This window comes from Streptomyces sp. DSM 106670 (genome assembly GCF_055792845.1).
Genome location: NZ_CM147704.1, coordinates 3,207,325 through 3,219,297 on the forward strand (window position 1 = coordinate 3,207,325; position 11,973 = coordinate 3,219,297).

An 11,973-nucleotide genomic window follows, 5' to 3' on the forward strand; every position below is an offset into this window, starting at 1 on the left:
GATCAGCCCACTGCCGGGGATCCGCTCACTGCCACCCCGTCGTGCGCGGGGACGATAGCGGAGCTCCGGTGACTCTCCAAAGCGACACGGCTACGCACAGTGTCCGACCAGGGTCGGAAACAGTGCCCGCCCGGGGTCAGAAGTCGAACGCCCGCGCGGTGTTGTCGTAGATCGCGGCGGCCAGCACGTCCTCATCCAGCCCCTTCACCTCGGCCATGGCGCGGAGCGTGACCGGAATGAGGTACGGCGCGTTGGGCCGTCCGCGGTAGGGGGCGGGGGTGAGGAAAGGGGCGTCCGTCTCGACGAGGACCAGCTCGGTGGGGGCGACGGCCAGCGCGTCCCGCAGCGGCTGGGCGTTCTTGAAGGTCACGTTGCCCGCGAAGGACATGAAGTACCCGGCCCGCGCGCAGATCCGGGCCATCTCGGCGTCGCCGGAGTAGCAGTGGAACACGGTCCGCTCGGGTGCGCCCGCGTCCGCCAGCACCCGCAGCACGTCCGCGTGCGCGTCCCGGTCGTGGATGACCAGGGCCTTGCCGTGCCGCTTGGCGATCTCGATGTGGGCCCGGAAGGACTCCTCCTGGGCCGCGACGCCCTCGGGGCCCGTACGGAAGAAGTCCAGGCCCGTCTCGCCGACCCCGCGCACCTGGTCGAGGGCGGCCAGCGCGTCGATCTCCGCCAGCGCCTCGTCCAGCGCCGCCTTGCCGCCGGGCTCCCGCGCCCCCTGCCGCGCGGTGCCGTCGGCGCCCTCGACATCCCCGTGGACGATGCGCGGGGCCTCGTTGGGGTGCAGGGCCACCGAGGCGTGGACGGCGGGGTGGGCGGCGGCGGTGTCGGCGGCCCAGCGGGAGCCGGCCACGTCGCAGCCCACCTGGACGACGGTCGTCACGTTCACCGCGGCGGCCCGGGCGAGGGCCTCCTCGACGGTGGCGTCCTGCATGTCCAGGTGGGTGTGGGAGTCGGCGACCGGCACCCGCAGGGGCTCGGGCAGCGGCGGGGCTTCGGTACGGCTCATGCCGACGACTCTACGAGGGCCCCGCGCCCGTACGGCGTCGGCCTCCGGCGCACCGGAGGAGGTTCACCCGCGCCGGAACGGGTGCCCTCCGCATGGGAAGGGGTGTCGCCCCGCACGGGAAGGGGTGTCGCCCGCGCCGGAAGGGGTGTTCACCTGCGCTGGAAGGGGTGGAGCAGGTCGGACAGCCGCCAGTGGCGGTCCGGGTCGGCGGCGGTCGACACCGTACGGTCCTTCGCGACGGTCTCCGCGGTGTGCGGCATCTGCTGCTTCCGCAGCAGTTCCTGGACGCCGGCGACCCGCCCGGCCCGCATGATGCGCACCACGTGTCCACCACAGTTGGTGCAGGTCGGCGTGGAGAGCGGGGACGGCACGCGCTCACCGTCCGCCGTGTAGACGACGAACGCGTGGCCGTGGACGTCGACGTGGTGCTCTATCTCGTAGGACTGCTCCCAGCCGTACCCGCACTTCATGCAGGCGAAGGCATATGCCTCGTGGACAGTGGTCGCTGCGATCTCGCTCATGCCTGTTCCTCCTGGCCGCCGGTCAAGCGCTCCGGGGACGGGCGGCCCGCACGAGGGGTTCGAACAGGTGGCCCGTCCCTTCCAGTGGACACCTGCACCCGGACGGACGCACCAGCTCAGAGGCATTGTTGATGCGTTCTTGGCCTCCTTTTGCCGCCCTTTGCCGCCGCATGGCGCAGGACAGGCCCACGGCAGGACAGCGCGTGACCGCCGGGCCACCGAGCGCCCCCGAGCGCGCCCGGCGCCGATCGTGAACGCGCCCGCGCACCACCCCCACCCGCACCCTCCCTCTCCCCCGAATTCCCGGGCTTTCACCCCGTCCGCGCCCCATGAATTCATCATTCAATTGAATACGTGATTTTCCCGGATGCCCGTCCCCGATTTGCGACGCCCGCATTCCTCCTTTTCACTCATTACGTCCACCCCATTTCCCACAGGACGGGGAACAACCCATGTTCACCACGGACACCACTGCCACCGACATCGAGCTCGACCTCGACGCCGCTCTCAACCCCGGCGAGGTCGAAGGTCTGTACCGCGACTCCCGCGAGTGCGCCTACCTCGCGCTTCTCGCAGGCGGCGGCGCCCTGCTGCTCTCGCCTCCGACCCCCCGCCCGAAGAAGGGCTGAACGTCGGAACATGGACCAGACACATGCGTCGTCCCCGCTAGCGGGTGCCGTGCATGACCTGGCAACAGAGGTGGTCCTCGCTCTTCGGAGCGGGGACCACCTCGCCACGGTGTGCGGCGCGGCGGGAATCGACGAGGAGAATCGGACCGGAATCGCCGCGGCACGGGTCATCGGGGCCGACCTGCTGCTGCCCAGTGTTCTTTACGGACGTCATCCGCATCCGGGTGATATCGCCGTACTCGACCGGGCGGTGCGGGAATTCCCGCCCAAGCCCGACGCCCCGGCGGCCACGGCCTGGAGCCACTGGCACATGATCTCCACGCTCCAGCGGATGGCGCCGCCTCCGGCCGGAGCGGCCGCTTCCGCCGCGCCCCGCACCGCCCCCGGAACGACGTACGCGGAGCCCGATGCCTCCTGGCTGGAGGAGGCCCCCTGGCAGGCGTTCACCCACCAGCTCTCGGTGCTCGCGCCGCTCGCCGTCCCGGCCGCCCCCTCGGCCGTGCAGCGGGCCGCGGCGAACCGGGCCGTCGACCTGGCCCGCGGCTTCGTCCGTGCGGTCCGGCGGCGCGACTGGCTCCAGGCGGCGGGCGCGGGCCGCTGGCTCGCGGCGATCGGCGGCGAACCGGCGACGCTGGGCCTGGAGCGCGGCCTCGACTTCGTCGAGCTGATGGGCGGCCACGACCCCCGGGTCACCCTGCACATCCGGGCCGCCCGGCTGATGGCCGAGGCGAGGGCACGGTGACGACGACCGCCACCCAGGACCGCCCGGGGCCGGAAAGCCGCCCGGAACAGGGCTCGACCCCGGGCGCCGCGCTCGCCGTCCTCCCCCACGTCCTGCGCGGGGCCCTCGCCTGGACCGACGCGCACCGGAGCGACTTCGCGCTCCCCGGCGACGTCCTGGAACCCCACACCCAGGTCAACGCCACGCTCAAACCGCTCGGCGAGCTGGCCCAGCTCGGCTCCACGATCCGCCGCACCACCGCCCCCGGCACCCCGGAACACGAGCTGGCCGGCGACCTCGTCGCCTACGCCTGGGACCAGGTGGCGGCGGGCGAACTCCTCCTGGAGCTGCTGCGCGCCGAGCCGTTCGCCGCGTACCCGTACGAGATCTACGCCGCCTTCGCCGGGTACGGGCTGCGCCACGAGGGGTTCGAGGCGCTGGCCCGCCCGCTGACCGCGACCCGCGCCTGGGCCCACACCGAGCAGCACGCCAACCGGCAGCTGGGCCTGGTCAACTCGGAGCGGCGGGTCGGCGTGGTGACCCACACCGACGCGGGCGCGGTCCTGTCCCGGACCTGGCTGGGCGGACTGTCGGAGCCGTGGATGTTCGAGGGCCCGTCCGGCTACGCGCTGACCCACACCGTCTTCCACCTCACGGACTGGGGCCGGATGCCGGACCGGGTGCCCCGGAAGATCGACGGCTATCTGCGGACCTGGCTGCCCGCCTGGGCGGACGGCTGTCTGGAGAGCGGCCAGTGGGACCTGACGGGCGAACTGCTGGCGGTGGCGGCCTCGCTGCCGGGCCCGGCGCCGGAACCGCTGCTGGACGCGGTGTGGCCGGTGCTCGCCGACGTACAGCACCCGACCGGCTGTGTCCCGGAGACCGGCCCGCCGGCGCAGGACACGACCGCGCCGGACCCGTACCCCTTCATCGACTGCTACCACTCCACGCTCGTCACGGCCTTCGCCGCGGCCCTGTCCCTGAGGTCGCTGCGGTCGCCGGGGCAGACGGCCGGGTCCGCGCCCGGCCGGGAAAGGCGCACCGCATGAGCAGCGGCATCCAGCAGATCCACGACGTCGGGGCGAAGGCCCTGGGCTGGCTGTACGAACACCGGGAGGGGTTCCGGCTGGAGGCCGACCCGTCGCCGGAGGCGGGGATGCTGGACCGGTTCAAGCCGCTGGGCGAGCTGGCGCTGATCGGGAAGGTCATCTTCCGCGAGGGCGTGGCCGGCTCGCAGCAGTCCTCGCTCGCCCACAAGCTGCTGGACCACGCCTGGCACGAGCTGCTGGACTCCGGTGGCCGGCTGCTGGAGGGCCAGCGGCGCGAACCGCTCTCGCCGGTGCCGCTGGAGGTCTACGTACCGTTCCGGGAGCTGGGCTACCGGCAGCCGGACCTGGAGTCCGCGATCCGCCTCAACCACCGGCTGGCCAGCTGGGCGGCGCTGGAGGTGCTGCCGGTGCGACGGCTCGGGCTGAGCGCGATCGAGCGGCGGTTCGGGGTGGAGCCGAGCCTTCCGGAGACGGCGGCGCTGGCGCACACCTGGCTGGCGCGGCGGCCCGAGCCGTGGACGGTCGAGGGCCATATCGGCTACGACATCACGCACACGGTGTTCCACCTCACCGACTGGGGCGAGAAGCCGGCCGGGCTGCCGGCCGACATCGCGGAGTATCTGGCCCTCTGGCTGCCGGTCTGGCTGGACGACTGGCTGGACCTGAAGCGCTGGGACCTGCTGGGCGAACTGCTGGTCGTGGACGCCTGTCTGCCGGAACCGACGCTGGACCCGGCGGCCTGGCAGGGCTTCGCGCAGGCCCAGCAGCCGGACGGGGCGATGCCGGTGGTGGGCGGGATGCCGGAGGGCGACGAGGAGTCGGTGTTCGACCTCGTCTACCACCCGACGCTGGTCGCCGCGTTCGCCTCGGCGCTCGCGATGTCCCGCGCCCTGTCCGGCCTCTCCGCCGCCCCGGCCCCGGCATGACCGAGGTGACGGCGGCCCCCGCGACCGCCCCCGGCTCCCCGGCCACCGCCCGCCTCCTGGCCGAGGCGGCGCGGGCCGTCGACGCGCCGGACCTGGTGCTCGCGGTCAGCCGGAACGGGGTGCGCACCGTCCACACCGGCGGGAGCGCGGAGCCGGGCCCGGTCGCCCGCGAGCATCTGGCGTACGAGCTGGGCTCGGCGTCGAAGCCGTACGCGGGGCTGCTGCTGGCCCGGCTGGTGGCGCAGGGCCGGGTGCGGTACGAGGACCGGGCGGCGGACCTGCTGGCCCCGGGCTTCCCGGTGCACCCGGCGGTGCGCCGGATCACCCTGCGCCATCTGCTCACCCACACCTCGGGGCTGCCGGGCCTGCCCGCCGACTTCTACCCGCAGGCGGTGCCCCGCTGGTCGACCGACCCGTACGGCGGCTACCCGGCCGACCGGGTGGTCCGGGCCTTCCTCCGGGCCCGCCCGCGCCACCGCCCCGGCACCCGCTGGCACTACTCGAACTTCGCGGTCTCCGTCCTCGGCCACACCCTGGCGGCGGCCACGGGCACGCCGTGGGAGGTCCTGCTGCACCAGCAGGTGCTGGCCCCGCTCGGCCTGGAAGCGACCCGGGTGCGCCCGGGCCCGGAGACCACGGAGGCGGTGGGCCACCGACGCGACGGCACACCGGTGCCCACGCTGGACACCGGCGGCTTCACGGCGGCGGGCGCGGTCCGGGCGACACCGCTGGACCTGCTGACGTTCCTGGAGGCGCATGTGGGCCTGGGTACGCATACGGGCGGGCCCGGGCCGGGGGACCCCGCGCTGGCCGGGCCGCTGGCGGAGGTCCGGCGCCCGGTGCTGCGACGCGGCTGGCGGCACGCGCACACCCATACGCTCACGTGGTTCCACCACCCGTCGCCGTACGGCCCGGTCCTCTTCCACGCCGGGGCGACGCTCGGCCAGCAGGCGTTCCTGGGCTTCCGCCCGGACACGGGTCTGGCGGTGGCGGCGACGGCGACGCGGCGGGTGCACCGGGGCGACACGTTCGTGGCGACGGCGTACGGACTCCTGACGGAAACACCGTAGGACCGGGCAGTACGGCTCGTCGCCCACGGCTTCGGCTATGAAGCTTCGGCTACGGCTTCGGCGGGGCCTTCTCCGCGTTCTTGGCGGCCACCACCGCGTCGAACACCTCCCGCTTCGGCAGCCCGGCATCGGCGGCGACGGCGGCGATGGCCTCCTTGCGCCGCTCCCCCGCCTCCTCGCGCACCCGAACGCGCCGCACCAGCTCCTCGGCGTCGAGGTCCCCGGGGCCGGCATCCGCCGCCCCCTCCACCACGACGGTGATCTCGCCGCGCACCCCGTCGGCGGCCCACACGGCGAGCTCGCCGAGCGGACCGCGCTTGACCTCCTCGTACGTCTTGGTCAGCTCGCGGCACACGGCGGCGCGGCGCTCGGCGCCGAAGACTTCGGCCATGGCGGCGAGGGTGTCGTCGAGCCGGTGCGGGGCCTCGAAGAAGACCATGGTGCGCCGCTCGTCCCCGACCTCGCGGAGCTTGGAGAGCCGTTCACCGGCCTTGCGCGGCAGAAACCCCTCGAAGCAGAAACGGTCGACGGGCAGCCCGGAGAGGGCAAGGGCGGTGAGCACGGCGCTGGGCCCCGGCACGGCGGTGACGCGAATGTCCTTCTCCACAGCGGCGGCGACGAGCCGATAGCCGGGGTCGGAGACGGAGGGCATCCCGGCATCGGTGACAAGAAGCACCCGGGCGCCACCGCTCAGCGCCTCGACCAGCTCGGGTGTCCGGGCGGACTCGTTCCCCTCGAAGTAGGAGACGACACGCCCCGAGGTGTGGATGCCGAGCGCCTGGGTGAGCCGGCGCAGCCGCCGGGTGTCCTCGGCGGCGACGACGTCGGCCCGCTCCAGTTCGGCGGCGAGGCGCGGCGGGGCGTCCGCCACGTCACCGATGGGGGTTCCTGCGAGCACGAGCGTTCCAGTCGTTCCAGTCACATCAGCCATCCTCGCAGCACGGGCAGCGCCCTTCGCACAGATGCGTTCCCTACGATGGCGCGGTGACGAGTACCGCATCCGAGACCCAGCGGGGCCAAGACGCCGGGGACCCGCTCGGCGAACAGCCGACCTCCTGGCAACGGCGGCTGCGCCGCTTCGGCCATGTTCCGCGCCCGGAGACCTCTCTCCGCGACCGGCTGGACCCGCCGTACACCCGGCCGGGACGGCAGATGTGGTCGGTGCTCGCGATCCCGCCGCACGTGGCGGACCGCCTGGTGCGCTGGTCCGGCTGGGGCGGCCCGCTCCTGGTCACCCTGGTCGCTGGCCTGCTGCGCTTCTGGAAGCTGGACCAGCCGCACGCGGTGATATTCGACGAGACGTACTACGCGAAGGACGCGTGGGCGCTGGTCAACCAAGGGTACGAGGGGTCCTGGCCCAAGGACGTCGACAAACAGATCCTCAACGACCCCTCCTCCGTCCCCATCCCCACCGACCCGGGCTATGTGGTGCACCCGCCGGTCGGCAAGTGGATCATCGGCTTCGGTGAGCAGCTGTTCGGCTTCACGCCGTTCGGCTGGCGGTTCATGGTGGCGGTGCTGGGCACGCTCTCCGTCCTGCTCCTGTGCCGGATCGGCCGACGCCTGTTCCGCTCGACGTTCCTGGGCTGTCTGGCGGGCCTGCTGCTCGCGGTGGACGGCCTGCACTTCGTGATGAGCCGGACCGCGCTGCTGGACCTGATCGTCATGTTCTTCGTGCTGGCCGCGTTCGGCTGCCTGGTGGTGGACCGCGATCACGCCCGGCGCAGACTCTCCGACGCGCTGCCGATGGACGAGGAGGGGGTGCTGCGCCCGGACGCCCGGATCGCGGAGACCCTGCGCCTGGGGTGGCGGCCGTGGCGGCTGGCGGCGGGCGTGATGCTGGGCCTGGCCTTCGCCACGAAGTGGAACGGCCTCTACGTCCTGGCGGCGTTCGGCCTGATGACGGTGTTGTGGGACGTAGGGGCGCGGCGTACGGCAGGGGCTGTCCACCCGTACCAGGCGGTGCTGCGCCGCGACCTGATCCCCGCGTTCTTCTCCACGGTGCCGGTGGCGATCGTCACGTACGTCGTGTCCTGGACCGGCTGGATCGTCACGGACAAGGGCTACTACCGCAACTGGGCGGCCACCGAGGGCAAGAACTCCTCCTGGAACTGGCTGCCGGACTGGCTGCGCAGCCTGTGGCACTACGAGAACCAGGTGTACGACTTCCACGTCGGCCTGACCTCGGGCCACACCTACGAGTCGAACCCCTGGAGCTGGCTGGTCCTCGGCCGCCCCGTCTCGTACTTCTACGAGGAGCAGACGGGCTGCAAGGAGTCGTCGACGGGCAAGTGCGCCGCCGAGGTCCTGGCCATCGGCACCCCGCTGCTGTGGTGGCTGGCGTGCTTCGCCCTCGCGTACGTGGTGTGGCGCTGGTTCTTCCGCCGCGACTGGCGGGCGGGCGCGATCGCCTGCGGTGTGGTCGCGGGCTGGCTGCCCTGGTTCTTCTACCAGGAGCGCACGATCTTCCTCTTCTACGCGGTGGTGTTCGTCCCGTTCCTCTGCCTGGCCGTGACGATGATGCTGGGCGCGATCGTGGGCCCGGCGACGGACACGGGCACCCGCGCCGAACTGGGCCTCACCTCCCACGACCCCACCGGCGAACGCCGCCGCACACTGGGCGCCATCGCGGTGGGCGTGCTGGTGCTCCTGATCATCTGGAACTTCATCTACTTCTGGCCGCTGTACACGGGGACGTCGATCCCGGAGGACCTGTGGCGGGACCGGATGTGGCTGGATACGTGGGTCTAGCTGGGGAAACGGCGGGCCCGGCACCTGGTGGTGCCGGGCCCGCCACTCCGACCACGGTCACCGGTCCCGGATCAGAGTCGCCGTTGCCGCGCCAGAACGATCGCGGCCACCACCGGCAGCGTCAGGAAGAGCAGCGCGCCCCCGCCCGACATCCACGCCAGTAGGGCCGCACCGCCGCCTCCGACATCGGCTTCACGGGCGACCACCTGTGGGTCGTCCGCCTCGTACCGCACGGTCAGGGAGGCGCCGACGGGCTCCTTGCCGCCTCCGCTGCCCACCGGAAGATCCGCCACCACGGTCCGCCCGGCGGCCTCGAACTTCACCTCGCACTGGCCCGCCATACAGCTGCCGCTGGTCTGCAAGGTCGCCTGAGCCCGCTCGCCGCCCTGGAGGGAGCGCAGGTGCTCAGCTGCCGGAAACATCACCGACGCCGACAGCGCGCCGAGCAGCAACCCGAGGGACAGCGACAGGAGGAGGGCCACGCGAGGCCCCAGGGTGCTCGCGCCACCGCCGGCCGCGACCACGTTCGCCGCGGGGCGCGCCGCCGTCGCGCCCCGGTTCTCTTCGCCGTCCACCTGGCTCGCCCCCCTGTCCGTCGGCGCCGAGCCGACGTTCCGCCCACTCGATTCCGATTCCTCGTGTCCGAGCAGGTTAGGCGGGTCGCCGAGGTGCTTTCAGGGGGTGATGTCGGCACAGCGGACCGGGCCCGGCTGCCTGCTGTCGGCAACCACGGCCCCCTCGCGTAGGTTGAGCGCCGTCGCAGTCGAACGGGAGGAACGAGGAACACGGTGAAGGCGTACGACCTGGGGTTCGGCGAGTCCGCGGAGGCGTTGTCGGTCCGGCCCGGCAGGAGCGTCGAGATCGATCTGCCCGGGGCCCGCGTCGCCGGGTGGTGCGGCGGTCGGGCGCCCGGTATCGGGACGGCCTCCTGGCCCCGCAGTCCTGTCACCGGGCTGCCGATGATCCATGTCATCACCCTCGAACTGCCGGAGGACTACCGGCGCAAGGGCGCGGACCTGGTGGCCGTCTCCCTCTTCCAGGCCGACGACCACGTCGCCGAAGACATCGATGGCGTCGAGGAGCTGCTGGCGGGCTCCGAGCCCACCCCGGAGCAGGCCGCCGATCCGTTCCTCGCCGAGGTGATCGCGGCGGCGGCAGCACGCCACCCGCTCCAGCAGGACCTGGAGGACCTCATCGGCGGCGCGCACGCCCTCATCCGGCTCACCGCCGAGGAGTTCGCCGCCCCACGCATCGATCCGCCGGCCGACATCCGGCCGGACGGGCTCGGCGACCCGTACCGCCGCGGCCAGAACGCCTGGGACGACAGCGCCCCCGAGACCACGGTGTGGATCGGCGAGCGCACCGGCGACCCGAACACCGGCATCGCCCCGGCGGAGGACGGCGAGGGCGGCTATGTCGAGGCCTGGTCCTCGGACGACGAGGAGCTCGAAGCGTTCTGGTCGTCCGTCGACGGCATCTCGCACCTCGGCGGAACGGTGATGCCCTGCCAGGGGCTGCCGGAGGGGCTGACGCCGTACGTCCTGGAACTGGAGGACGGCGTCGGCGGGGTCAACTTCGGCGGCGGCAACGCGCAGATCGACCTGGAGTCGGGCGTCTTCGACTGGGCGCAGTAGCCCGAGGGGCCCCGCTACCGCGCCGACGGTGATCCGGCTCAGTCGCCCCCGCAACCGCCGCAGCTCGACCCGCAGCCGCCACCGCAACTGCTGTAGTGGCTATTGCTCTTGCCGCTGCTGCTCGACCGGCCCGACGACGACCGCGGCGGGTTCTTGCGGCGCTCCTCCGCCTCGCGTCTCGCCCGCTCGTCCGCCGCCCGCCGGCGCTCCGCCTCTTCCCGGGCCTCGCGGAGCCGTTCGCGCCGGCGGGTGGCGCCGTCCACCGGTTTCCAGACGCCCAGCCCGTGGTGGCGGTCCGGCCGGAGGGGGACCGTGGTCACGGCCGCGTACATCCGTCCCGTCTCCTGGTGGAGGTCGTAGGTGGCGCAGGCGTATTCGATGACGACCTCGTCGCCCTCCGCGAGGGTTCCGTACAGCACCGCTTCGAACGGCTCGTCCCTCGGGTCGATGTCGTAGTGCCCGTTCCCCTCCGCGTACACCGAGCCGCTGCCCAGCAGCCGCGTCCGGGTGCGGGTGTCGCGGCCCCGGGGAACGTACGAGATCAGCGGGGGCGCCGAGGGCGTGCGGGCGTCCGCGCACACCCAGTGGCGTCCGTCCGCCCCGGTGCGTACGCCCACGATCAGGGCCGGCTGGTCGTCCTCGTGGAGCCGCCGCGCAGCCCGGTACGCGAGCTGGCCCCAGCCGCAGAAGGCCGTACCGGCCGGCAGAAGCACCAGGCAGACGCGCTGCTGCCCGATGGCGTCGTACGCCACTCCGCCCGAGGTCAGGTCCTCGACCAGGCCGTCGGTCAGGATGGCGAGGCCGAGCAGGCAGAGCGCCAGCCCGAGGTAGACCTGCGCGTGGCCGCGGTGACCGTCCGATTCCGGGACGCCGCCGGGCAACGGGAAGCGGCGTTCCCCGGCCGCGGCGAGGGCCTGCGCCCGCTGCCGTCGGCGGGCCCGCAGCCGCAGGCCGCCGCCGGTGACCGCGATGGCGCAGACGGCGAGGACGACCAGATACCCGGCGGTCGCCTGGCGGTCGGTGTCGTCGGTCCGGGCCGCCAGCAGGGCCGCCTCCACCGCGACGAACAGCGCCGCCGGAAAGACGGCGACCGGAACGTACCGGTACCAGAGCGGGAGGGCGGTCAGCAGGACCACGCCCGGATACCTCAGCCAGTCCGTGCCGCCCTCGATCCCGTCGCGCCAGGCCCCGGACGCGGACGAGAGCCCGAAGAGAAGGACGTACGAAGTCACCACCAGGGCGGCCAGGATCCAGCCGCCCGGAACCGGGGCGAGGACCATCGGCACCCCCGCCGTGCGCCACCGTTCGGCGTCGGCCACGGTCCAGGCGGCGATGGAATCTCCGGTCATGGACCGCGTGGTGCTGCCGTCCCCGCCCACGGACCAGACCGGAACGCCACCTTCGGGCAGGGTCCCGGGCGGCAGGTACTTGACGTGGTCCACCGCCCGCGGCCGATCACGGTGCACTCCCCATGTGAACATCCCGTACGCCCCCCGACGTCCGCTCCCCCGTGCGTTCCCGGCCAGTCTTCCCGCAACGGCCCCGGCCCACACAGGCCACACCGGAGAGCGCTTTCCGGCCAAGCATTCCGGTCCGGTAACAACGCCCTCACCATCCGCCACAGCCCTTTAGGCTTCCTCACAGTTGCCCCTTGAACGTG

Annotated in this window: 12 protein-coding genes; 7 read left to right on the top strand and 5 right to left on the bottom strand. The window is 73.0% G+C overall.

The window, feature by feature from the left end:
* Positions 1–136 precede the first annotated feature (136 nt).
* Entirely contained in the window at positions 137–1,012 is an 876-nt protein-coding gene (locus ACSMXR_RS14150) for a TatD family hydrolase (RefSeq protein ID WP_364884683.1), read from the bottom strand.
* Between the two features lie 149 nt (positions 1,013–1,161).
* Positions 1,162–1,533, bottom strand: a complete 372-nt coding sequence (locus ACSMXR_RS14155; RefSeq protein WP_473172003.1) for a hypothetical protein — start codon at positions 1,531–1,533, stop codon at positions 1,162–1,164.
* A gap of 452 nt (positions 1,534–1,985) precedes the next feature.
* On the opposite strand from ACSMXR_RS14155, the gene ACSMXR_RS14160 reads away from it, so the two are divergent.
* From ACSMXR_RS14160 to ACSMXR_RS14180, 5 genes are read left to right on the top strand one after another with little or no spacing between them, the layout of a single operon-like run.
* On the top strand, positions 1,986–2,162 hold the full coding sequence (locus ACSMXR_RS14160; protein WP_007455151.1) for a hypothetical protein: 177 nt from the start codon (positions 1,986–1,988) through the stop codon (positions 2,160–2,162).
* A gap of 10 nt (positions 2,163–2,172) precedes the next feature.
* Positions 2,173–2,904, top strand: a complete 732-nt coding sequence (locus ACSMXR_RS14165) for a hypothetical protein (protein ID WP_137234619.1) — start codon at positions 2,173–2,175, stop codon at positions 2,902–2,904.
* Positions 2,901–3,932 (top strand): DUF6895 family protein, encoded by a 1,032-nt coding sequence (locus ACSMXR_RS14170; protein ID WP_473172004.1) that lies wholly within the window; start codon positions 2,901–2,903, stop codon positions 3,930–3,932. The genes ACSMXR_RS14165 and ACSMXR_RS14170 overlap by 4 nt, the downstream gene beginning before the upstream one ends.
* The gene (locus tag ACSMXR_RS14175) at positions 3,929–4,858 is read left to right on the top strand and encodes a DUF6895 family protein (protein ID WP_137234621.1); all 930 of its coding nucleotides are present in this window, start codon (positions 3,929–3,931) and stop codon (positions 4,856–4,858) included. The genes ACSMXR_RS14170 and ACSMXR_RS14175 overlap by 4 nt, the downstream gene beginning before the upstream one ends.
* Positions 4,855–5,928 (top strand): serine hydrolase domain-containing protein, encoded by a 1,074-nt coding sequence (locus tag ACSMXR_RS14180; protein ID WP_473172005.1) that lies wholly within the window; start codon positions 4,855–4,857, stop codon positions 5,926–5,928. Before ACSMXR_RS14175 ends, ACSMXR_RS14180 begins: the two co-directional genes overlap by 4 nt.
* Positions 5,929–5,977: 49 nt before the next feature.
* Here the strand turns inward: ACSMXR_RS14180 and rsmI are convergent, their stop codons facing one another.
* The gene (gene rsmI / locus ACSMXR_RS14185; protein ID WP_381794867.1) at positions 5,978–6,859 is read right to left on the bottom strand and encodes a 16S rRNA (cytidine(1402)-2'-O)-methyltransferase; all 882 of its coding nucleotides are present in this window, start codon (positions 6,857–6,859) and stop codon (positions 5,978–5,980) included.
* A gap of 53 nt (positions 6,860–6,912) precedes the next feature.
* Between rsmI and ACSMXR_RS14190 the strand changes: the two genes are divergently transcribed.
* Positions 6,913–8,679 carry a dolichyl-phosphate-mannose--protein mannosyltransferase gene (locus ACSMXR_RS14190; RefSeq protein WP_218526108.1) on the top strand — a complete coding sequence of 589 codons (1,767 nt, stop codon included), beginning with the start codon at positions 6,913–6,915 and terminating at the stop codon, positions 8,677–8,679.
* Positions 8,680–8,750: 71 nt separating this feature from the next.
* On the opposite strand, the gene ACSMXR_RS14195 is transcribed toward ACSMXR_RS14190, so the two are convergent.
* Positions 8,751–9,254, bottom strand: a complete 504-nt coding sequence (locus ACSMXR_RS14195; protein WP_473172006.1) for a hypothetical protein — start codon at positions 9,252–9,254, stop codon at positions 8,751–8,753.
* A 213-nt stretch (positions 9,255–9,467) separates the two neighbouring features.
* Between ACSMXR_RS14195 and ACSMXR_RS14200 the strand changes: the two genes are divergently transcribed.
* On the top strand, positions 9,468–10,313 hold the full coding sequence (locus tag ACSMXR_RS14200) for a hypothetical protein (RefSeq protein ID WP_473172007.1): 846 nt from the start codon (positions 9,468–9,470) through the stop codon (positions 10,311–10,313).
* Between the two features lie 38 nt (positions 10,314–10,351).
* Here ACSMXR_RS14200 and ACSMXR_RS14205 read toward each other — a convergent pair whose 3' ends face one another.
* A complete protein-coding gene (locus tag ACSMXR_RS14205; protein ID WP_473172008.1) occupies positions 10,352–11,662 on the bottom strand; it encodes a hypothetical protein in 1,311 nt (436 codons plus the stop codon).
* Positions 11,663–11,973: the final 311 nt, after the last annotated feature.